The sequence below is a fragment of the Pseudomonas marincola genome (assembly GCF_900682675.2).
GTDB lineage: Bacteria > Pseudomonadota > Gammaproteobacteria > Pseudomonadales > Pseudomonadaceae > Aquipseudomonas > Aquipseudomonas marincola.
The window spans coordinates 1,059,151-1,080,069 of sequence record NZ_LR215729.2; the positions used below are offsets into that span (position 1 = coordinate 1,059,151).

Annotated in this window: 20 protein-coding genes; 16 read left to right on the plus strand and 4 right to left on the minus strand. The window is 57.8% G+C overall.

Going from position 1 to position 20,919, the window contains the following annotated elements; all coding sequences use genetic code 11:
• Window positions 1-7: 7 nt before the first annotated feature.
• The 15 genes from hscB (at window position 8) to PMYSY11_RS04935 (ending at window position 14,448) form a co-directional block, all read left to right on the plus strand.
• Window positions 8-529, plus strand: a complete 522-nt coding sequence (hscB, locus tag PMYSY11_RS04865) for a co-chaperone HscB (RefSeq protein ID WP_090514039.1) — start codon at window positions 8-10, stop codon at window positions 527-529.
• 53 nt (window positions 530-582) lie between these two features.
• The gene (hscA, locus tag PMYSY11_RS04870) at window positions 583-2,448 is read left to right on the plus strand and encodes a Fe-S protein assembly chaperone HscA (protein ID WP_150548465.1); all 1,866 of its coding nucleotides are present in this window, start codon (window positions 583-585) and stop codon (window positions 2,446-2,448) included.
• Window positions 2,449-2,450: 2 nt separating this feature from the next.
• Window positions 2,451-2,789 (plus strand): ISC system 2Fe-2S type ferredoxin, encoded by a 339-nt coding sequence (gene fdx / locus PMYSY11_RS04875; protein WP_069901237.1) that lies wholly within the window; start codon window positions 2,451-2,453, stop codon window positions 2,787-2,789.
• Between the two features lie 56 nt (window positions 2,790-2,845).
• Window positions 2,846-3,046 carry a Fe-S cluster assembly protein IscX gene (iscX, locus tag PMYSY11_RS04880; protein WP_069901238.1) on the plus strand — a complete coding sequence of 67 codons (201 nt, stop codon included), beginning with the start codon at window positions 2,846-2,848 and terminating at the stop codon, window positions 3,044-3,046.
• 111 nt (window positions 3,047-3,157) lie between these two features.
• Window positions 3,158-3,589 (plus strand): nucleoside-diphosphate kinase, encoded by a 432-nt coding sequence (gene ndk, locus PMYSY11_RS04885; RefSeq protein WP_010484592.1) that lies wholly within the window; start codon window positions 3,158-3,160, stop codon window positions 3,587-3,589.
• A gap of 26 nt (window positions 3,590-3,615) precedes the next feature.
• Entirely contained in the window at window positions 3,616-4,764 is a 1,149-nt protein-coding gene (rlmN, locus tag PMYSY11_RS04890; protein ID WP_069901239.1) for a dual-specificity RNA methyltransferase RlmN, read from the plus strand.
• A gap of 14 nt (window positions 4,765-4,778) precedes the next feature.
• Entirely contained in the window at window positions 4,779-5,537 is a 759-nt protein-coding gene (gene pilW, locus PMYSY11_RS04895) for a type IV pilus biogenesis/stability protein PilW (protein WP_150548466.1), read from the plus strand.
• A complete protein-coding gene (locus PMYSY11_RS04900; RefSeq protein WP_090514033.1) occupies window positions 5,537-6,544 on the plus strand; it encodes a RodZ domain-containing protein in 1,008 nt (335 codons plus the stop codon). Before pilW ends, PMYSY11_RS04900 begins: the two co-directional genes overlap by 1 nt.
• A 3-nt stretch (window positions 6,545-6,547) precedes the next feature.
• Window positions 6,548-7,660, plus strand: coding sequence for a flavodoxin-dependent (E)-4-hydroxy-3-methylbut-2-enyl-diphosphate synthase (gene ispG / locus PMYSY11_RS04905; protein ID WP_069901242.1), 1,113 nt, complete (start codon window positions 6,548-6,550; stop codon window positions 7,658-7,660).
• 32 nt (window positions 7,661-7,692) lie between these two features.
• Window positions 7,693-8,982: a histidine--tRNA ligase gene (hisS, locus tag PMYSY11_RS04910; protein ID WP_150548467.1), complete on the plus strand. Its 1,290-nt coding sequence runs from the start codon at window positions 7,693-7,695 to the stop codon at window positions 8,980-8,982.
• A gap of 28 nt (window positions 8,983-9,010) precedes the next feature.
• Window positions 9,011-9,655: a tetratricopeptide repeat protein gene (locus PMYSY11_RS04915; RefSeq protein ID WP_090514029.1), complete on the plus strand. Its 645-nt coding sequence runs from the start codon at window positions 9,011-9,013 to the stop codon at window positions 9,653-9,655.
• Entirely contained in the window at window positions 9,648-10,799 is a 1,152-nt protein-coding gene (bamB, locus tag PMYSY11_RS04920) for an outer membrane protein assembly factor BamB (protein ID WP_069901245.1), read from the plus strand. The genes PMYSY11_RS04915 and bamB overlap by 8 nt, the downstream gene beginning before the upstream one ends.
• Window positions 10,800-10,927: 128 nt before the next feature.
• On the plus strand, window positions 10,928-12,400 hold the full coding sequence (der, locus tag PMYSY11_RS04925; protein WP_069901246.1) for a ribosome biogenesis GTPase Der: 1,473 nt from the start codon (window positions 10,928-10,930) through the stop codon (window positions 12,398-12,400).
• Window positions 12,401-12,520: 120 nt separating this feature from the next.
• The gene (locus tag PMYSY11_RS04930) at window positions 12,521-13,669 is read left to right on the plus strand and encodes a pyridoxal phosphate-dependent aminotransferase (RefSeq protein ID WP_150548468.1); all 1,149 of its coding nucleotides are present in this window, start codon (window positions 12,521-12,523) and stop codon (window positions 13,667-13,669) included.
• On the plus strand, window positions 13,657-14,448 hold the full coding sequence (locus tag PMYSY11_RS04935; protein WP_150548469.1) for an amidohydrolase: 792 nt from the start codon (window positions 13,657-13,659) through the stop codon (window positions 14,446-14,448). Before PMYSY11_RS04930 ends, PMYSY11_RS04935 begins: the two co-directional genes overlap by 13 nt.
• A 62-nt stretch (window positions 14,449-14,510) precedes the next feature.
• Here the strand turns inward: PMYSY11_RS04935 and leuA are convergent, their stop codons facing one another.
• The 3 genes from leuA to PMYSY11_RS04950 all read right to left on the minus strand — a co-directional run bounded on the left by leuA (window position 14,511) and on the right by PMYSY11_RS04950 (window position 18,739).
• A complete protein-coding gene (gene leuA / locus PMYSY11_RS04940) occupies window positions 14,511-16,181 on the minus strand; it encodes a 2-isopropylmalate synthase (protein WP_150548470.1) in 1,671 nt (556 codons plus the stop codon).
• A 332-nt stretch (window positions 16,182-16,513) separates the two neighbouring features.
• A complete protein-coding gene (locus PMYSY11_RS04945; protein WP_069901250.1) occupies window positions 16,514-17,770 on the minus strand; it encodes a mechanosensitive ion channel family protein in 1,257 nt (418 codons plus the stop codon).
• 120 nt (window positions 17,771-17,890) lie between these two features.
• Window positions 17,891-18,739, minus strand: a complete 849-nt coding sequence (locus tag PMYSY11_RS04950) for a M23 family metallopeptidase (protein WP_150548471.1) — start codon at window positions 18,737-18,739, stop codon at window positions 17,891-17,893.
• Window positions 18,740-18,916: 177 nt separating this feature from the next.
• Here PMYSY11_RS04950 and PMYSY11_RS04955 point away from each other — a divergent pair, with 177 nt between their 5' ends.
• A complete protein-coding gene (locus PMYSY11_RS04955) occupies window positions 18,917-19,477 on the plus strand; it encodes a cytochrome b (RefSeq protein ID WP_150548472.1) in 561 nt (186 codons plus the stop codon).
• Here PMYSY11_RS04955 and xseA read toward each other — a convergent pair.
• The gene (gene xseA / locus PMYSY11_RS04960; RefSeq protein WP_150548473.1) at window positions 19,474-20,853 is read right to left on the minus strand and encodes an exodeoxyribonuclease VII large subunit; all 1,380 of its coding nucleotides are present in this window, start codon (window positions 20,851-20,853) and stop codon (window positions 19,474-19,476) included. The two genes, PMYSY11_RS04955 and xseA, sit on opposite strands and share 4 nt — an antisense overlap.
• Window positions 20,854-20,919 lie beyond the last annotated feature (66 nt).

Below are 20,919 nucleotides of genomic sequence, written 5' to 3' on the forward strand. Positions count from 1 at the left end.
GGCTATTGTGGGTACTCCTTGTCATTTTGCCTTGTTTGACCTCCAGCCGAGTTTTCGCCTGGACCTCGATCAGCTTGCCACGCGTTATCGCGAATTGGCGCGCACGGTCCACCCGGACCGTTTTGCCGATGCCGATGCGCGTGAACAGCGCTCTGCGCTGGAAAAGTCCGCGAGCCTCAATGAGGCCTATCAAACGCTGAAGAACGCACCGCAACGCGCCCGCTATCTGCTGGCGCTGAGTGGCCCTGAATTGCCGCTGGAAGTCACGGTGCACGACCCGGATTTCCTGATGCAGCAGATTCAGCTGCGTGAAGAGCTTGAAGACTTGCAGGACGCCGCGGATATCGACGGCGTGTTGCGTTTCAAGCGCAGTTTGAAGCAGGCGCAGGACGAGTTGAACGAGAGCTTTGCGGTTTGTTGGGATGATGCCGCGCGACGTGAAGAGGCCGAGCGCCTGATGCGTCGCATGCAGTTTCTCGACAAGCTTTCCCACGAGGTCCGCCAGTTGGAAGAGCGCCTCGACGATTAACGCTCGCGCGCCCGTAAGGGTGCGCTTGATATTCAGATAAGCATCTATTAATCATGGCCTTACTGCAGATCGCTGAGCCCGGACAGAGCCCCCAGCCACACCAGCGTCGGCTGGCAGTGGGGATCGACCTGGGTACCACCAATTCGCTGGTTGCTGCCTTGCGCAGTGGCCTTTCCGAACCGCTGGCTGATACCGAAGGCAAGATCATTCTGCCGTCGGCAGTGCGCTATCACGCTGACCATGTTGAAGTGGGTGAGGGCGCCAAGGCGGCGGCCTCCAGTGACCCGTTCAATACCATTGTTTCGGTCAAGCGCCTGATGGGTCGTGGTCTGAGCGATGTGAAGCAGTTGGGCGATCAGCTGCCTTACCACTTTGTCGGTGGCGAGTCGCAAATGCCGTCTATCCAGACTGTGCAGGGTGACAAGAGCCCGGTTGAAGTCTCGGCAGAAATTCTCAAGGTGCTGCGCGAACGTGCCGAACTGACCCTGGGTGGCGAGCTGGTGGGTGCGGTGATTACGGTGCCGGCCTATTTCGATGATGCACAGCGTCAGGCCACCAAAGATGCTGCGCGCCTCGCAGGCTTGAACGTATTGCGTCTGCTCAACGAGCCGACTGCAGCAGCGGTTGCTTATGGCCTTGATCAGAAAGCCGAAGGCGTAGTCGCCATTTACGACTTGGGCGGCGGCACCTTCGATATCTCGATTTTGCGCCTCACCAGCGGTGTTTTCGAAGTGATGGCCACCGGCGGCGACAGCGCGCTGGGCGGCGATGATTTCGACCATGCGATTGCCAGCTGGATTGTCGAGCAGGCCGGTTTGTCCGCCGATATCGACCCCAGCGCGCAGCGCAGCCTGCTCGATGCTGCGTGTGCGGCCAAAGAAGCACTGACAGCCAGCGATTCGGTTGAAGTTGAATACTTGCAGTGGCGCGGTGTGCTGACCCGCGAACTGTTCGATGCGTTGATCGAGCCAATGGTTGCGCAAAGCCTCAAGGCTTGCCGCCGCGCTGTGCGTGATGCCGGCATCGAGATTGAAGATGTTGGCGCTGTGGTCATGGTCGGCGGCTCCACTCGCGTACCGCGTGTACGTCAGGCGGTGGCCGAGATGTTTGGTCGTCAGCCGCTCACCGATATCGACCCGGATCAGGTTGTAGCCATCGGCGCTGCAATTCAGGCCGATACTCTGGCGGGTAACAAACGCGGCGAAGGCGAAGAGCTGTTGCTGTTGGATGTAATTCCATTGTCGCTGGGTCTTGAGACTATGGGCGGGCTGATGGAAAAGGTCATCCCGCGCAACACCACGATTCCAGTGGCGCGTGCTCAGGATTTCACCACCTACAAAGACGGCCAGACCGCGATGATGGTTCACGTGCTGCAAGGCGAGCGTGAGCTGATCAGCGATTGCCGTTCGCTGGCGCGCTTCGAGCTGCGTGGTATCCCGCCAATGGTGGCCGGTGCGGCGAAGATTCGGGTGACCTTTCAGGTGGATGCCGATGGCTTGCTCAGCGTTGCGGCGCGTGAGTTGGCGTCGGGCGTTGAGGCGAGCATTCAGGTCAAGCCATCGTACGGTCTGACTGATGAGCAAGTGGCGAAGATGCTCAAAGACTCATTCAGTTATGCCGGTGATGACAAGCAAGCCCGCGTTCTGCGTGAGCAGCAGGTGGATGCTCAGCGTCTGCTTGAAGCGGTCGAGGCGGCCGTTGCAGCTGATGGCGAGCGCTTGCTCGACAGCGAAGAGCGCGAAGTGATCGGCCATGAAATGCAACAACTGCGTGATTTGATTGCGGGCAACGATGGCCACGCACTTGAGGCGCAAACCAAACGATTGACCCAAGTGACCGATGCATTTGCAGCGCGTCGCCTGGACTCTACGGTAAAGGCCGCTTTGTCGGGCCGTAGTCTTAACGAGATTGAGGAATAAGCATGACGCAGCTGATTTTTTTGCCGCACGCCGAACACTGCCCGGAAGGGGCCGTATTCGAGGCCGAGCCGGGCGAAACCGTACTTAACGCTGCGCTGCGCAACGGCATCGACATCGAACACGCGTGCGAGAAGTCCTGCGCGTGCACCACGTGCCACGTGATCGTGCGCGAGGGTTTCAATTCGCTGGAGCCTTCCGATGAGCTGGAAGATGACATGCTCGACAAGGCGTGGGGGCTGGAGCCTAATTCGCGCCTGTCGTGTCAGTCTGTTGTGACCGACACCGACTTGGTCATCGAAATTCCCAAGTACACGATCAATCAGGTCTCCGAAGGCCATTGATATAACCGCGCGGAGTGCTCGCGCCGGGTTTTAACGTTCTCTGGAGAGACGGTTATATGAGTCTGAAATGGGCTGATGTGCTGGAAATCGCCATTCAACTGGCCGACAGCAAGCCGGATGTTGATCCGCGCTATGTCAATTTCGTTGATTTGCATCGCTGGGTTTTGGCCTTGCCAGAATTCAGTGATGACCCGCAGCGTGGCGGGGAGAAGGTGCTGGAGGCAATTCAGGCGGCTTGGATCGAAGAAGCCGACTGATTGTACTGCCCTGAATAGGGGCGCCGACCGGCGCACCCTACGCATTTAACCAGAACCCGCGTATAATTCGCGGGTTTAATTTTTGCTTAATCTAAGTTCCTGGAGTTTCCCATGGCTGTTGAACGTACTTTCTCTATCATCAAACCCGACGCAGTTGCCAAGAATGTAATCGGCGAGATCGTTACCCGCTTTGAAAAAGCTGGTCTGCGCGTCGTTGCATCGAAAATGGTTCAGCTGTCCGAGCGCGAAGCGAGCGGTTTCTACGCTGAGCACAGCGAGCGCGGTTTCTTCAAGGATCTGGTTGCATTCATGACTTCCGGTCCGGTTGTTGTTCAGGTTCTGGAAGGCGAAGGCGCCATCCTGAAAAACCGTGAACTGATGGGCGCTACCAACCCTAAAGAAGCTGCTGCTGGCACTATCCGTGCTGACTTCGCTGTTTCTATCGACGAAAACGCTGTACACGGTTCGGATTCCGAAGCGTCGGCTGCTCGCGAAATCGCTTACTTCTTCGCCTCTACCGAGGTTTGCGCTCGCATTCGCTAAGCGAACATTCGAGTGAAGGTGAAACCATGACTGAATCAACCGGTAAAATTAATCTTCTGGGGCTGACCCAGCAGGAAATGGAACAATTCTTCGACAGTATCGGGGAGAAGCGTTTCCGTGCCGGTCAGATAATGAAGTGGATTCACCACTTTGGCGTCGATGATTTCGACGCCATGAGTAACGTCAGCAAGGTCTTGCGCGAAAAGCTCAAGGCCTGTGCTGAAATTCGCGGGCCAGAAGTGGTCAGCGAAGATATCTCCACCGATGGCACCCGTAAGTGGGTCGTTCGTGTGGCGTCCGGTAGCTGTGTAGAAACCGTTTACATCCCGCAAGGCGGCCGCGGCACTCTGTGTGTTTCGTCGCAGGCAGGTTGTGCGCTCGATTGCAGTTTCTGCTCCACCGGCAAACAAGGCTTCAACAGCGACCTCACCTCCGCCGAGATTATCGGTCAGGTGTGGATCGCCAATAAGTCATTCGGCACCCAGCCTGCGAAAATTGATCGCGCCGTCACCAACGTGGTGATGATGGGCATGGGCGAGCCGTTACTGAATTTCGATAACGTAGTCGCCTCCATGAAAATCATGATGGATGACCTCGGCTACGGTATCTCCAAGCGCAAGGTGACCTTGTCCACCTCTGGCGTGGTGCCGATGATCGACAAGCTGTCCGAGGTGATTGACGTCTCCCTGGCGCTGTCTCTGCATGCTCCGAACAACGAGTTGCGTAATCAGTTGGTGCCAATCAACAAGAAGTACCCGCTCGACATGTTGCTTGCCAGCTGCAAGCGTTACGTGTCCCGTCTCGGCGAAAAACGTGTGCTGACCATCGAATACACCCTGCTCAAGGATGTGAATGACCGGGTCGAGCATGCCGAGCAGATGATCGAGTTGTTGCGCGATGTGCCGTGCAAAATCAACTTGATCCCGTTTAATCCGTTCCCGCATTCCGGATATGAGCGCCCGAGCAACAATGCGATACGTCGTTTTCAAGACCTGCTGCATAAAGCCGGGCACAATGTCACTGTGCGTACTACGCGCGGTGAGGACATTGATGCGGCGTGTGGCCAGTTGGTTGGCCAAGTCATGGATCGGACCCGGCGTAGCGAGCGGTATATTGCCGTACGCCAGTTAAGTAGCGAGGCTGAGTCATCGCCTTCCACTACTAATCAAAACTAAAAGGGAGGATATACATGACCTTGCGCCCCGCGCTGTTCTTACTACTCGCCAGCCTGTTGGTCGGCTGTGTAACGACCGGCGATGTCGATCCGATGAAAACCGACAGTGGTCGCGATGAAGCGCGCGATGCATACATCCAGCTAGGTCTTGGTTATCTTCAACAGGGTTCTACCGAGCGTGCCAAGGTGCCGCTTAAAAAGGCCCTTGAGCTTGACTCCTCCAGTGCCGACGCCCATGCGGCGCTGGCTCTGGTGTTTCAGATTGAAATGGAACCCAAGCTTGCCGACGAGCATTACCGCAAGGCAATTGCCCAGCGTTCCTCCGATGCACGTTTACTGAACAATTACGGCAGTTTCCTGTTCGAACAGAAACGCTACGAAGAAGCATTCGAGCGCTACGAGCAGGCCGCGCAAGATAATCTTTACCCGGAACGCTCGCGGGTCTTCGAGAACCTGGGCATCACTGCTAAGGTATTGGGCCGAAACGAGCAGGCAAAACAGTATTTTGAGCGTTCGCTGCGGCTTAATCGCCGCCAGCCACGGGCTTTGCTCGAACTTGCCAATATGTCATATGACGAGCAGGCGTATGTCCCGGCCCGCCGTTATTACGAAAGCTACAGTGCGATTAGTGAACAGAATGCCAGCAGTTTGTTGCTGGGCACGCGTCTAGCTAAACGTTTTGATGATCGTGACCAAGCTGCTAGTTTGGGGCTGCAACTCAAACGTCTTTATCCGGGCACCCCGGAATACAAGCAATATTTGTCGGAGCAATGATGAAATCGGCGCAACCTGAAGCTGTAGCAGTGAACCGCATCAACCCCGGTGACACACTGCGTAATGCCCGCGAGCAGAAGGATTTGTCTGTCGCTGAGGTGGCTGCTCAGTTGAATTTGACGCCAACTCGTCTCGGGCAGATTGAAGCTGCTGAATTCGAAAAGTTGCCGGGTCATACCTTTGCCCGTGGCTATGTGCGTGCCTACGCAAAACTACTCGGCCTGGATCAAGCCGTGTTGGTCGAACAGTTCGATCAGTTCACCGGCAGCAATGCGGTCGGCAGTAACGTACAAGGCCTTGGCCGTATTGAAGAGCCGGTTAAATACTCGCAGCGCATCTTGCGCTTCGTCAGCTTTGCGCTGCTCGTGGGTCTGGCTGTTGTCGGCTTTTACTGGTGGCAGGGTCAGGCTGAGCGTCAGGCCAACGAGCAGGCTTCATCCGCTCTGGGCCATGTAGAAGTTGAAGGTGCCGATGGCGCTACACAGATTCATCCGCTCGATGAGCCGGAAGATCAAGCTGTAGAAGCGGCTCAGGAAGCGGCTCCACTTGATCTTGGCAGCATTGCGCCAACCGATGAAAGTGAAGAGGGCGCACCGCCGACTGCCGCCGAAGAAGGCGAGCCGGAAGCTGCTCCAGCCACGCCTAATTCTACTCAGGACAATGCCGCGCAAGACGCTGCTGTTGCCGCTGCACCGGCCGCGCCAGCAGAAACCGCCGAGGCCGCGCCAGCGCCTGCAACTGAACAGCCCGTGGCGGCTGCCGGTGAAGGCAATGTGGCAATCAATTTCAGTGCAGACTGCTGGCTGCAGGTGACTGATGCCGACGGTAAAGTGGTATTCAGCGGTCTCAAGCGCAAGGGCGAGAACCTGCAAGTGGTTGGCAAGGCGCCACTGGCGTTGCGTCTGGGCTTTGCCCGTGGCGCCGAGGTTAGCTATAACGGCCAGCCAGTCGATGTAACACCGCATATCGCCAATGGCGGTACTGCGCGTTTGACCTTGGGGCAGTAAGACATGCAGTGCGAATCACCGATCAAGCGTCGTCAGTCGCGTAAAATTTGGGTTGGCTCGGTACCGGTCGGCGGCGATGCGCCGATTGCCGTGCAGAGCATGACCAACACCGACACCAACGATGTGGCCGCCACCGTCGCCCAGATCCGTCGTCTTGAGGAAGCGGGCGCCGATATCGTGCGCGTATCCGTGCCGGACATGGACGCCGCCGAAGCGTTTGGCAAAATCAAGCAGCAGTCGAACCTGCCGCTGGTTGCCGACATTCATTTCGATTACCAGATCGCCCTGCGTGTGGCTGAACTGGGCGTCGATTGCCTGCGCATCAATCCGGGCAACATCGGTCGTGAAGACCGCGTTCGCGCCGTGGTTGAAGCCGCTCGCGACAAAGGGATTCCGATCCGCATCGGCGTTAACGCCGGTTCGCTGGAAAAAGACCTGCAAAAGAAATACGGCGAGCCGACCCCGGAAGCACTGGTCGAGTCGGCTTTACGTCATGCCGAGCACCTTGAGCGGCTGAATTTCCCTGATTACAAAATCAGTGTGAAAGCCTCTGACGTGTTCATGGCTGTTGCCGCCTATCGCTTGCTTGCCACCCAGATTTCCCAGCCATTACACCTGGGCATCACCGAAGCCGGTGGCCTGCGCTCAGGCACGGTCAAATCGGCAGTCGGTCTCGGCATGCTGCTGGCCGAAGGCATCGGCGATACCATTCGCATTTCGTTGGCAGCCGATCCGGTCGAAGAGATCAAGGTGGGTTACGACATTCTCAAGTCGTTGCGTTTGCGCTCGCGCGGTATCAACTTCATCGCCTGCCCGAGCTGCTCGCGGCAGAACTTCGATGTGGTGAAAACCATGAACGAGCTTGAAGGCCGTCTGGAAGACTTGTTGGTGCCGCTGGATGTTGCCGTAATCGGTTGTGTGGTGAATGGCCCGGGTGAGGCGAAAGAGGCGCATATCGGTCTCACCGGTGGCTCGCCGAGCAACCTGATTTACATTGACGGCAAGCCCGCGCAGAAAATGAACAATGACAACTTGGTCGATGATCTGGAAAAGCTCATCCGCCAGAAAGCAGCTGAGAAAGTTGCTGCCGACGCTGCTGTAATCGTACGCAGTTAAGCGCCAGGCCTTTGAAAGTTTAAGGAATTGAATTGAGCAAGTCCCTGCAAGCCATTCGTGGCATGAACGACATCCTGCCTGAGCAAACTCCGCTGTGGCGCTATTTCGAAGGCACGGTTGCGAGCCTGCTCGATGGCTACGGCTATCGGCAGATTCGTATGCCTATCGTCGAGTTCACCGAGCTGTTCAAGCGCTCGATCGGTGAAGTCACCGATATCGTCGAAAAAGAGATGTACACCTTCGAAGACCGTAACGGCGATTCGCTGACCCTGCGCCCGGAAGGCACAGCGGCCTGCGTGCGTGCGGTACTTGAGCACGGCCTGGCAGGCGGCGGACAAACTCAGAAGCTTTGGTACATCGGCCCGATGTTTCGCCACGAGCGCCCGCAGAAAGGCCGTTATCGCCAGTTCCACCAGATCGGTGTCGAGGTATTCAATCTCGATGGCCCGGACATCGACGCCGAACTGATCGTATTAACATGGCGCCTGTGGGGCCTGCTGGGCATTCGCGACGCCGTTACCCTTGAGCTGAACAGCCTGGGCACCAGCGAGGCGCGTGCGGTTTACCGCGATGCGTTGGTCGAATTCCTTTCGGCGCGTGCCGATCAGCTCGATGAAGACAGCCGTCGTCGTCTGAGCAGCAACCCGATGCGTATCCTCGACAGCAAGTCGCCAGAAACTCAGGCGCTGCTGGTGGATGCACCGAAGCTTGCCGATTACCTCGACGAAGCCTCGCGCGTTCACTTCGAGGGCCTCAAGGCGCGCCTCAATGCAGCGGGCATTCCCTACGTCATCAATCCTAAATTGGTACGCGGCCTCGATTACTACAGCAAAACAGTATTCGAATGGGTTACCGATAAACTCGGTTCTCAAGGTACTGTGTGCGCCGGTGGCCGTTATGATGGCCTGGTTGAGCAGATGGGCGGCAAGCCGACCACTGGCGTTGGTTTTGCCATGGGTATCGAGCGCCTGGTGTTATTGCTTGAAACACTGGATAAAGTACCCGCTGAAATCGCTCGTCAGGTAGACGTATACCTGTGTGCCTTTGGCGAGGCAGCCGAGCTTGCTGCACTGACCCTCAGTGAGCGCCTGCGTGATCAGGTGCCGGGGCTGCGTTTGCAGGTGAACGCCGGCGGTGGCAGTTTCAAGAGCCAGTTCAAGAAAGCGGACAAGAGCGGTGCGCTCTATGCCGTGATCCTGGGGGAAGACGAGTTGGCTCAGCAAGTGGTAGGTTTCAAACCGCTGCGTGGTCAGGCAGAACAACAAAGCATTGCCATCGACGCTCTTGCAGAGCATCTGGCAACCAGCCTCGAGAAGGCTTAAGCGATTTAGCGGATTAAGGAGTATTGGGGTGGTTTCGCGTAACGACGAAGAAGAGCTGGCGGTAATCAAGGAATGGTGGCAGCGCAACGGTAAGCCGTTGCTGGCTGGCGGCGCACTGGCGTTGATCGCGGTGCTCGGCTGGCAGGGCTGGCAAAAATACCAGGCCAATCAGTCGCAGGGCGCCTCAATGCTCTATCAGCAGCTGCTGGAAACGGCGCTGACGCCGAGCGGCAAGCCTGATGTAGCCAAGGTTGCCGAACTGGCAGGCAAGCTCAAGGGCGAGTACGGCGGCACTCATTACGCGCAATACGGCAGCCTGTTCGTGGCCAAGGTTGCAGTTGAGGCCGGTGAACTGAACGACGCCGAAGCTGAGCTGCAGAGCATTGTCGACAGCCCGGCTGACGATACCCTGGCTGAAATCGCACGCCAGCGTCTGGCACGTGTTCTTGCTGCTGACGGCAAGGCCGACGAGGCCCTCAAGCTGCTTGAGAATGATGCGGACAAAGCCTATCTGGCTGGCCGTGAAGAATTGAAAGGCGACCTGCTGGTTAAGCTGGGCCGCACTGACGAGGCACATGCTGCCTACCTGAAAGCCAAAGAAGCGCTGTCGGAAGACGCCGCTGTGGGTGGCTTGCAGCTGAAAATCGACGACCTTGCCAAAGGGGATGCGTGACGTGATGCGTTGGAAAAATGCCGCATTGCTGGCCCTGGCTGTTTTGGTCGTGGGTTGCAGCAGCAACAGCAAGAAAGAATTGCCGCCCGCTGAGTTGCCTGACTTCACAGAAGAAGTGCAACTGCAGGAGCAGTGGAGCCACTCGGTCGGTGACGGCCAGGGCGATACATTCAACATGCTGGTTCCAGCGGTTGAAGGGCAGCGTATTTTTGCCGCTGACGTCAGCGGTGAAGTCGTTGCGCTTGATCGCACCAGCGGTGATGAAGTCTGGGAAGCCGACCTCGACGTGCCGATTTCCGGCGCAGTCGGTGCAGGTTACGGCCTGGTTCTGATCGGTACGCTCAAGGGTGAAGTGATTGCCCTCGATTCCGACACCGGTGAAGAGCGCTGGCGTTCACGGGTTTCCAGTGAAGTTCTGGCAGCCCCGGCGACCAATGGTCAGTTGGTTTTGGTGCAGACTTCGGACGATACCCTGACTGCATTCGACGCCTACACCGGCTCGCACATGTGGACCTTCAACAACACCCCGGCCGTGCTGACCCTGCGTGGCAGCAGCAGCCCGTTGTTGACTGATCGTCTGGCGATTGCTGCGTTGTCCAGCGGCAAGGTGATTGCGCTGGATGCTCAGCGTGGTATTCCGGTTTGGGAACAGGCCGTGGCGATTCCGCAGGGCCGTTCCGAGCTTGAGCGTGTTGTCGATATCGATGGCGGCCTGCTGCTCTCGGGCGGCAAGCTTTATGTTGTCAGTTATCAGGGCCGCGTTGCAGCGCTGGATGTCGATTCCGGTCGAGTACTGTGGCAGCGCGAAGCTTCAAGTTCTGTTGGCGTAGCGGAAGGTCTGGGCAGCGTTTACGTCAGCCAGGCCAACGGTACCGTTGAAGCGATTGATGAACGTTCGACCTCGGCGCTGTGGAGCAATGACCAACTGGCTCGCCGCCAGCTGTCGGCCCCGGAAGTGTTCTCGAGTTATGTCGCCTTTGGCGATTTTGAAGGCTATCTGCATCTGGTCAGCCAGGTCGATGGTCGTTTCGTAGCGCGTGAGCGTATCGACAGTGATGGCCTGCGGGCGCGTCCACTGGTGGTAGGCGACTGGCTCTACGCATACGGTAACGGTGGCAAGCTGGTCGCACTGACCATCAAATAAGCCGTCACCGTCAGGCTTGGCTATGCTGCACAACAGCGTTGTGCAGCCATCCGGTTTGAGCATTTAATTTTGGCCGCTGCCCATGCAGCGGCTTTTGTATTTTCTGAAATAACGAAGTGGAGAGCCTAATGGTTCCCGTAATAGCCCTGGTGGGCCGACCTAACGTCGGTAAATCCACTCTTTTCAACCGCTTGACCAGGACCCGCGATGCCATCGTCGGTGACCTGTCGGGTCTGACCCGTGATCGCCAGTATGGCGAAGCCAAGTGGCAGGGACGCACGTACATCGTCATCGATACCGGCGGTATCTCCGGTGACGAAGAAGGCATCGACGCGAAGATGGCCGCTCAGTCCCTGCAAGCGATCGAAGAAGCCGATGTGGTGCTGTTCCTTGTGGACGCCCGGGCCGGTTTGTCTGCCTCCGATCAGATGATTGGCGAGCACCTGCGCAAGCGCAACAAGCAAAGCTATCTGGTGGTGAACAAGGTCGACAACATCGACCCGGATCTGGCGTGCGCCGAATTCAGTTCGCTGGGCATGGGCAAGTCGCTGGCGATTGCCGGTGCCCACGGTCGCGGTATCGCGCAAATGCTCGAAGCGGTGCTGACCCAGTTCCCGAAAGATGCGGGTGAGTTGGAAGAAGGCGAGGAGCTTGAGGACGTCGCTGAAGGCGAAGAAGCCAAGCGTATTCCGGGCCCGAGCGAGAAAGACGGCATCAAACTGGCGATTATCGGCCGTCCCAACGTCGGTAAATCGACGCTGGTCAACCGCATGCTCGGTGAAGACCGGGTTATCGTCTATGACCAGGCCGGCACCACGCGTGACAGTATCTACATCCCGTTTGAACGCGATGATGAGAAGTACACGCTGATCGACACCGCCGGTGTGCGTCGTCGCGGCAAGATTTTCGAAGCTGTCGAGAAGTTCTCGGTGGTCAAGACCCTGCAGGCGATTCAAGACTCCAACGTGGTGGTGTTCGTCATGGACGCCCGCGAAGGCGTGGTCGATCACGACCTCAACCTGCTCGGTTTTGTGCTCGAAAGTGGTCGTGCACTGGTTATCGCCCTGAACAAGTGGGACGGGATGGATGCCAGCGAACGTGACTATGTGAAGGTCGAGTTGCAGCGTCGCCTGTTCTTTGTCGACTTTGCCGATATTCACTTTATCTCGGCCTTGCACGGCACTGGCGTTGGCCATCTGTACAAGTCGGTGCAGGCATCGTTCCAGTCGGCTATCACCCGCTGGCCGACCAGCCGTCTGACCCAGATTCTCGAAGACGCGGTGCGCGAACACCAGCCGCCTTTGGTCAACGGCCGTCGCATCAAGCTGCGTTATGCGCACTTGGGTGGTGCTAACCCGCCGATCATCGTGATCCACGGTAATCAGGTCGAAGCGGTTCCGCGCTCTTACTCGCGTTATCTGGAAAACACGTATCGCCGTGTCTTGAAGCTGGTCGGTACGCCGATCCGTATCGAGTACAAGGGCGGTGAGAACCCGTATGAAGCGAAGAAGAACACGCTTACTGACCGTCAGGTGAACAAGAAGCGTCGTTTGATGAGCCACCACAAAAAAGCCGAGAAGAAGCGTAAAGACAAACGCTGATCCGGCAATTTTGCGGATGTTGAAACAGGCGCCTCAAGGGCGCCTTTTTCATGCCTGCCCGATGGGCTATCCTGCCTGTCCAGGCCGCGCAGTCGGGTGCGGTGGGTAGCAGGGGGCGTAATGATCAGCAGTAAGTTGCCAAATGTCGGCACCACCATTTTCACGCAAATGTCGCAGCTCGCCGCCGAGACAGGCGCGTTGAATCTATCTCAGGGCTTCCCTGACTTTGACGGGCCGCAGGCACTGCGTGACAACGTCGCTCGGCACATCGCCGCCGGCCATAACCAATACGCCGCCATGACCGGCTTGCCCGAGTTGCGTGAGCAAGTCGCCGCCAAGATTTCCCGCAGCTACGGCTGCAACGTCAGCGCCGACACTGAAGTAACCATTACGCCAGGCGCCACGCAGGCTATCTTCTGCGCGATTCAGGCGCTGATTCAGCCTGGTGACGAAGTCATCGTGTTCGACCCGTGCTACGACAGTTACGAGCCATCTGTTGCCTTGGCAGGCGGGCGCTGTGTGCATGTGCCACTGGCATACCCCGGCTTCGCCATCGACTGGCAGAAATTTCGCGATGCGCTGAGCCCGAAAACCCGCCTGGTGATTCTCAACAGCCCGCACAACCCGAGTGGTGCGCTGATTACCCGCGCCGAGCTGGACCAACTGGCGGCGCTGATTGCCGAGCGTGATATCTACATCATCAGCGATGAGGTGTACGAGCATCTGGTGTTCGATGGCGTTGCGCATTGCAGCGTGCTGGCCCATGAAGCGCTTTATCAGCGCGCCTTTGTGGTCAGCTCGTTCGGTAAGACTTATCACGTGACTGGCTGGAAAACCGGCTATGTCGTGGCACCGCCGGCGTTAACCGCCGAGCTGCGCAAGATTCATCAGTACGTCAGCTTCTGCGGCGTGACTCCGTTGCAGTGGGCGCTGGCAGACTTTATGGCAGAGCATCCGCAGCACATCAGTGAATTGCCGGCCTTCTATCAGAATAAGCGCGACCTGTTCTGCAACTTGCTGGCAGACTCACGCTTGAGCTTCACCCGCACGCCTGGTACGTATTTCCAGCTGGTGGATTACTCGGCGATTCGCGATGACCTTGATGATGTGGCGATGGCTCAGTGGATGACCCGTGAACACGGCGTCGCCAGTATTCCGGTTTCGGTGTTCTACCAACAGGCACCGAAGGACATGCGCTTGGTGCGCCTGTGTTTTGCCAAGCGCGAAGAAACCTTGCGCCAAGCAGCGGAGAAACTATGCGCGATCTAACCCTGCGAGAAGACCTGCATCTGGCCCTGATCCAGACCGATCTGGTGTGGCACGATCCAGAGGCTAACCTGAACCGCTTCGAAGCCTTATTGGAGCAGGCTCACGGTGTTGACCTGATCGTTCTGCCCGAGATGTTCAGCACCGGCTTTTCAATGAACTCGGCCGAATTGGCAGAGCCCGAAGACGGCCCGTCTACCCAGTGGCTGTTGCGTATGGCCGTGCGCATGAAGGCAGTGATAACCGGCACGCTGATTATTCAGGCAGCGGACGGCAGTTACCGTAACCGGCTGATCTGGGCGCGCCCCGATGGTTCGATGACGCATTACGACAAGCGTCACCTGTTCCGCATGGCCGGCGAGCATAAGTACTACACCGCGGGAAACCAGCGGGTGCTGCAGGAATTGAAAGGCTGGCAGATTCGCCCGCTGATCTGCTACGACCTGCGTTTTCCGGTGTGGAGTCGTGACCCGCACAGCACTGACCTGCTGATCTACACCGCCAACTGGCCAGCCGCGCGACGCACGCACTGGAATCGTTTGCTCCCCGCGCGGGCGATTGAAAACCTCTGTTATGTGGCGGCGCTCAATCGCACCGGCACTGATGGCAAAGGCCATCCGTACAGCGGCGATTCACAGGTTTTGGACTTTCAGGGTGAGTCGTTGCTCAACTGTCAGAATCAGCCCGGCGTCTATCGCCAGACGCTCAGCTCGGCAGAGCTAGCGGCTTACCGTGAGCGTTTTCCGGCCTACAGCGACGCCGACGACTTCGAGCTCAACTGACGGGCATAAAAAAAGCCTGACGCATGGGAAATGCGCCAGGCTTGGATGCAGCGTTCAGCGAATTAAGCGGCTTCTTCTTCGGCCTGGATCAGGGCGCGGTTGAGGGCGCTGAACAGGGCACGGAAACTGGCCGTAGTCAGGTTCTCGTCAACGCCGGCGCCATGCAATGCGCGGCCACCGTTAACCCGCAACTCGATGTACGCCGCCGCTTTGGCGTTGGTGCCGGCACCGATGGCGTGCTCGGAGTAGTCCATGATTTCCACCTTCACTGGCAAGCCTACAACCAGGGCTTCCAGCGGGCCTTTGCCGATACCGCGCCAGTGGTGGGTTTCACCGCCGCTGATGACTTCCACGTCTACCGCGCTGGTGCCGTTCTCTTCTTGCAGGCGATGGCCCTTGAGCGCGTAAGGCGCAGCGGCTTGCAGGAACTCACGGTTGAACAAGCTGTAGATCTGCTCGGCAGTCATCTCCAGACCCAGGCGATCGGTTTCTTTCTGAACCACTTGGCTGAACTCGATCTGCATGCGGCGCGGCAAGCAGATACCGTATTCCTGTTCCAGCAAGTAGGTGATGCCACCTTTACCGGATTGGCTATTCACGCGAATTACCGCCTCGTAGCTGCGGCCGATATCGGCCGGATCGATCGGCAAATACGGGACTTCCCAGATGCCGTTCGGGTCCTGCTGAGTCAAGCCTTTGCGGATAGCATCCTGGTGCGAGCCGGAGAATGCAGTGTGAACCAGATCGCCAACATACGGATGGCGCGGGTGCACGGGCAACTGGTTGCACTCTTCGACCACTTTGCGCACCGCGTCGATATCCGAGAAGTCCAGACCCGGATTGATGCCCTGGGTGTAGAGGTTCAAGGCCAGATTGACCAAGTCGACGTTACCGGTGCGTTCGCCGTTGCCGAACAGGCAGCCTTCAACACGGTCGGCGCCCGCCATCAGGCCCAATTCGCTGGCCGCAACGCCGGTGCCACGGTCATTGTGGGTGTGCAGGCTGATCAACACGCTGTCACGACGGCTGATGTGCCGGCCGAACCATTCAATCTGGTCGGCGTAAACGTTCGGAGTGGCCACCTCAACGGTGGTCGGCAGGTTGAGAATCACCTTGTTGTCCGGCGTTGGCTGCCACACATCCAATACCGCATCGCAGACTTCCACGGCGAAATCCAGTTCGGTCGAGGAGAAGATCTCCGGCGAATACTGGAACGTCCACTGCGTGTCCGGTTGTTCTGCGGCCAGACGCTTGATGATTTGCGCTGCGTTTACAGCAATGCCGACGACACCGGCTTTGTCCTGATTGAAGACAATGCGGCGGAAGGCCGGGGCGGTTGCGTTGTAAACGTGAACGATGGCCTTCTTGGCGCCTTTGAGAGACTCGAAAGTGCGGGTGATCAAATCTTCACGGGCCTGCGTCAGCACCTGAATGGTGGTGTCATCCGGGATGTGGCCGTCGTTGATCAGTGTGCGGACGAAGTCGAAATCGGTCTGCGAGGCGGAAGGGAAGCCCACTTCGATCTGCTTGACGCCAACCTGTACCAGCGTCTTGAAGAAACGCATCTTCTTCTCGGCATCCATCGGCTCGATCAGCGACTGGTTGCCGTCGCGCAAATCGGAGCTGCACCAGATCGGCACTTCGGTGATGGTTTTCGATGGCCAGGTACGGTCCGGCAAATTGATCGGAGTAAACGCACGGTATTTGCTGGACGGGTCTTTAAGCATGCTCATGGTAATTCCTTGGTAAGCGGCGGCCTGTTTCTGGGTCAGGCAAATCTATCGGGGGCGTTGCGCTGGCGAGGTGATTTAGCCCCGCAGTCGTTGGCTGACCAGGCAGAGGTTGGCGTGTTGCCGCTTTAGAATGAGGGTGTGTGGACTGTTCATGGCACTAACACTACTGATGTAGGTAAAAGCTGGCAAGCTTGTCTTGAAAATTGGTGAATAACGCCATTAACGCGGTTTGGGTGAGGATTTATTGCGCAATCTTGGGTGGTTGGTGGCAATAATTGCGCAGTTGTTTTGACGGGTGACGTGTGCCTGCCACGTCACCCGCAAAGCGCCAATCAAGGCAGCTTGTAATCCGGCTGCTGGCGAGTGAGGCCGCGCATGTCGGTGCCACTCGGATGCTGGTAAATGCGCAAGCCAAATTCCGGCAGAATCGCCAGCATGTGATCGAAAATATCCGACTGGATACCTTCGTAGCGCGCCCAGGAAATCGTTGTGGTAAAGCAATAGATTTCGATTGGCAGGCCGTCGGCAGTGGGTTCCATCTGCCGCACCAGTTGGGTCATCTGCTGGTGAATGTCCGGGTGTTTGAGCAGGTAGTTTTCGACATAGGCGCGAAAGGTGCCCAGGTTGGTCAGGCGGCGGGTGTTTGCCTGAACTTGCGAGCCTTCGCCAATTTCAGTGTTCCAGCTGTGCAGCTCACTTTTCTTATCGGCTAGGTACGCGTTGAGCAGGTTCAGCTGTTGCAGGCGCTCAATATCTTCGCTGCCCAAAAAGGCGATGCTGTTCTGGTCGATGTACAAGCTGCGCTTGATCCGCCTGCCGCCGCACTCCTGCATACCGCGCCAGTTCTTGAAAGGATCGGTGATGAAACGTCGGGTCGGAACACTGGTGATGGTTTTGTCCCAATTCTGCACCTTGACCATGTGCAGGGCGATATCGACCACATCTCCGTCCGCATTGAGCTGGGGCATTTCAATCCAGTCACCGACACGGACGATGTCGTTGGACGAGATCTGCACGCTGGCCACCAGCGAGAGAATCGTGTCCTGAAAAATCAACATCAGCACCGCCGCCATCGCGCCAAGGCCGGAGAGTAAAATCAACGGTGAACGATCTATCAGCACCGCGACCATGAGGATGGCGGCGATTACGCTGATGATGATCTGCACGACCTGCAAGTAGCCTTTGATCGGGCGGCGGTAAGCATCCGGCCTGCGTTGGTAGATCAGGTTGACCAGATCCAGCGCGCCGTTGATGGCGATGGCAATCGTCAGCACGATAAACGCATTGCAGACGTTACTGACCACGGTGGCGAAGGTTTCTGGGAACCCGTCAATCAGGGTCACGCCCTTGGAGATTATCAGCGCCGGAACCACGTTCGACAGACGCTTGATAATGCCGCTGTCGTGCAATTGCGCTTCGCGCCAGAGTCGCGTGCTGCTGGCGACCATTTGCAGGCCGCGAACCAGAATGCGCTTGACCAGCCAGTTACACGCAACGGCAATCAGTACCAGAAGCACAGACGCACAGAGGGTGAAAAGGTCGGGATGCTGTTCCAGCCAAGCCATCCAGGTGTTTAGTTGTTCCGGCATGGGTCACTCCGTGTTGCCTGACAGCCGCTACTGAGGTCGGCGCTGAATAAGTGGCGCACATTAGCAAAGTGCTAAAGGCAGCGTAGCTGCCCAAAATCATGGTGTTGAGTCGGGCGATTGCTAAGGTTTGAACGCGCCGATAAAAATGGCCGGATCGACCCGCACGGCATTCAAACTGACATTCCAATGCAAATGCGGGCCAGTGGCGCGGCCTGTTGCGCCGACCTTGCCGAGCACGCCGCCGCGCGGCACCTCATCTCCGACCTTCACGTCAATCTTAGACATGTGGCAGAACATGCTGATCAAGCCCTGGCCGTGATCGACAAAAACGGTGTTGCCGTTGAAAAACAGGTTGCCGGTGAGTATCACCTTGCCGGCAGCAGGCGCCTTGATTGGAGTGCCGCTGCTGGCGGCGAAATCCAGCCCCGAGTGGGGATTACGCTCCTCGCCATTGAAGAACCGACGCAAGCCAAATGGGCTCGAAAGCGGGCCGTTCACGGGGCGGTCGAACAGCAGGTTGCTTGGCTGGCGCGCACTGAACTGCGCGTAGGCGGCATTCTGCTCGGCCAATTCACGGTTGATCCGCTTGAGATTGCTGGCGTTCGGATTGACCTGCTGCTTGTTCTTGATCGTGATGCGCTGTTCTGCGTATTTCTTGCTGCCCACCGCAAAACTCACGGTCTGCTGGCCGGAGCCGGCGTTAACCTGCAACTGCTGAGTACCGGCTTTGACGGTTAGCGGTACGCCGACGATGGCGATCCAGCGCTGGCCGTCCTCTTTGATGATCAGCACCGGATTGCCCTGATACGTCGCGCTCGGTGCTTGCTCGCCATTGCCCAGGTCAATTACGGCAACACCGCCAGGCACCGGCTTGTTGAGTAAACGGCTGATAAAGCCTTCGGCATGGGCCTGCATGGCGCTGAACGCAATGAGCAGGATGAGGATCAGGCGAGGGTAAAAACGCGGCATGGGCAACTCGGGTAGTCTGGGTTGGCAGCACAATGCTGGCTTAAAGTCGGGGTGCTGTGAAGCGATGGACGTTTCAATAGATGTCTGGCCAGTGTGGCATTGAGTCCCGACATTCGTTACAGGGATGTGCTGCAGTTTGAGGTAAAGTCCGCCAATTAATTCAATCGAGTGAATGATATGGATGTCATCACCCCACGCCCCGTGAGCGCGTGCACGCGCAATCTGCATTGGCTGATCGTGTTGCTGCTGAGCGGGGTTTATCTCAGCGCGTACTACCGCAGTTACCTCACCACGCAGCTTGAAGTGAGCAATTGGTATTCACTGGTGGTGCATATTAACGCGGGACTGCTGGTCGGCGTGTTCAGTGTCCTGGCCATTGTAATGCGCCGCCGCTCCGGGCGTCGCGGCTGGCTGGCGAAACTGAGCAAATTCGCACTCTACAGCCTGTTGCTGCTGATTCCACTAAGCGCCTACATGGGCCTTGGTTTCAAATTGCCGATCGCAGGGCACTGGATGCTGGATAGCTTCGCGCAAGTGCCTGCGGCCCGGCAGTTTGTCAGTGAACAAAACATGCTGATGATTACCTTTCAGGAACCGTTCGCGCTGTTTCATCAGGAGTGGGGCAGTGAGGTATTGCTGCCTGCATTGATCGCGCTGCACGTAGCGGCAGCGCTTTATCATCACTTCATTTTACGCGACCAGACGCTCAGGGCGATGCTGGGGCGTGGGGCGGATTAATCCAGCAGTGACAACGTCGCCGGTTGGATATGGTTGTCTTCAACGCGCACATCCAGTTCGCCTTCGCCTAAACGGGCTTTCAGGCGTTGGCCCGGTCGGGTGTCGGCGGCGCTGCGGATTATCCGGCTGTGTTCATCCAGCAGAATGCTGTAGCCACGGCCCAGAGTTGCCAGCGGGCTGACGGCGTTCAGGGTTTGCACCTGGCTTTGCAGCGCCAGTCGCCGACCCTTGAGGGTTTCGTTGATGGCTCGCGGCAAGCGTTCGGCGAGGCTGTTCAGGCGCTGTTGGAAGAGCTGCAAGCTACGCCCCGGATGTTGCCCGGCCAGGCGAGTTTGCAAATGATTAAAGCGCTCGCGGCGTTTGTTGAGTTGCCATTCGACCGCGCGGTGCAGGCGCATCTCCAGGTCGTCCAGCCCTTGTGCTTGCTGGCGCAGACGTTCGCCGGGATGACGCAGGCGACGGCTGACGCCTTCAAGGCGCATGCGTTCGTGTTGCAGATGGCCTTGCATGCGCAGCATTAACCGGCGCTGCAGGGTATTCAGGCGCTGCACCAGTTCACTGCTGTCTGGGGCCAGCAACTCGGCGGCGGCGGAGGGCGTTGGCGCGCGCACATCGGCAACAAAGTCGCTGATAGAAACGTCGGTTTCATGGCCCACGGCGCTGACAATCGGCGTGATGCAGGCATCAATTGCCCGCGCGACAACTTCCTCGTTGAAACACCACAAGTCTTCCAGCGAGCCACCTCCGCGCGCCAGTATCAAAGCATCAAAGCCTTGTTTGTCGGCCAGTTGCAGCGCCCGCACAATTTGCCCGGTGGCTTCGCGGCCCTGCACAGCAGTCGGGATCAGGTTCAACTCGACTTGTGGGGCGCGGCGGCGGAACACGCTGATGATGTCGCGTATCACCGCACCAGTGGGCGAGCTGACAATGCCGATGCGCTTGGGGTGAACCGGCAGGGCGATTTTGCGTTCGGTGGAAAACAGGCCTTCGCCACCGAGTTTTTCTTTCAGCGCCTCAAAGGCCAGACGCAAGGCGCCGTCACCTGCTGGCTCAACGCTGTCGAGAATCAGCTGGTAGTCGCCACGGCCCTCAAACAATGAGACTTTGCCGCGCACTTTAACCGCCAGCCCGTCACGCAGCGCTTCGCGTACCCGCGCGGCACTTTGGCGGAACAAGGCGCAGCGAACTTGGGCTTTACTGTCTTTGAGGGTGAAGTAAACGTGGCCTGAAGCAGGCTTGGCCAGGTTGGATATTTCCCCTTCAACCCAAATGCTCGAGAACACGTCTTCAAGCAGCAAGCGTGCGCGGTTGTTCAACTGGCTGACGCTCAGCACCTCTCGGTCGAGGTTCAGGCGTTGGAAAGGGTCTTTGATCATGCGCCGATGATAATGGGTTTAAGGGTCGAACCATAGACTCCGCGTCTGGATTGTCTTGACCTGCGA

Bases quoted from the DNA above. Each gene is read 5' to 3' on its own strand.
- hscA (WP_150548465.1), top strand. From the start codon at position 583: ATGGCCTTACTGCAGATCGCTGAGCCCGGACAGAGCCCCCAGCCACAC.
- fdx (WP_069901237.1), top strand. From the start codon at position 2,451: ATGACGCAGCTGATTTTTTTGCCGCACGCCGAACACTGCCCGGAAGGG.
- iscX (WP_069901238.1), top strand. From the start codon at position 2,846: ATGAGTCTGAAATGGGCTGATGTGCTGGAAATCGCCATTCAACTGGCC.
- ndk (WP_010484592.1), top strand. From the start codon at position 3,158: ATGGCTGTTGAACGTACTTTCTCTATCATCAAACCCGACGCAGTTGCC.
- rlmN (WP_069901239.1), top strand. From the start codon at position 3,616: ATGACTGAATCAACCGGTAAAATTAATCTTCTGGGGCTGACCCAGCAG.
- pilW (WP_150548466.1), top strand. From the start codon at position 4,779: ATGACCTTGCGCCCCGCGCTGTTCTTACTACTCGCCAGCCTGTTGGTC.
- PMYSY11_RS04900 (WP_090514033.1), top strand. From the start codon at position 5,537: ATGAAATCGGCGCAACCTGAAGCTGTAGCAGTGAACCGCATCAACCCC.
- ispG (WP_069901242.1), top strand. From the start codon at position 6,548: ATGCAGTGCGAATCACCGATCAAGCGTCGTCAGTCGCGTAAAATTTGG.
- bamB (WP_069901245.1), top strand. From the start codon at position 9,648: ATGCGTGACGTGATGCGTTGGAAAAATGCCGCATTGCTGGCCCTGGCT.
- der (WP_069901246.1), top strand. From the start codon at position 10,928: ATGGTTCCCGTAATAGCCCTGGTGGGCCGACCTAACGTCGGTAAATCC.
- PMYSY11_RS04930 (WP_150548468.1), top strand. From the start codon at position 12,521: ATGATCAGCAGTAAGTTGCCAAATGTCGGCACCACCATTTTCACGCAA.
- PMYSY11_RS04935 (WP_150548469.1), top strand. From the start codon at position 13,657: ATGCGCGATCTAACCCTGCGAGAAGACCTGCATCTGGCCCTGATCCAG.
- leuA (WP_150548470.1), bottom strand. From the start codon at position 16,181: ATGAGCATGCTTAAAGACCCGTCCAGCAAATACCGTGCGTTTACTCCG.
- PMYSY11_RS04945 (WP_069901250.1), bottom strand. From the start codon at position 17,770: ATGCCGGAACAACTAAACACCTGGATGGCTTGGCTGGAACAGCATCCC.
- PMYSY11_RS04950 (WP_150548471.1), bottom strand. From the start codon at position 18,739: ATGCCGCGTTTTTACCCTCGCCTGATCCTCATCCTGCTCATTGCGTTC.
- PMYSY11_RS04955 (WP_150548472.1), top strand. From the start codon at position 18,917: ATGGATGTCATCACCCCACGCCCCGTGAGCGCGTGCACGCGCAATCTG.
- xseA (WP_150548473.1), bottom strand. From the start codon at position 20,853: ATGATCAAAGACCCTTTCCAACGCCTGAACCTCGACCGAGAGGTGCTG.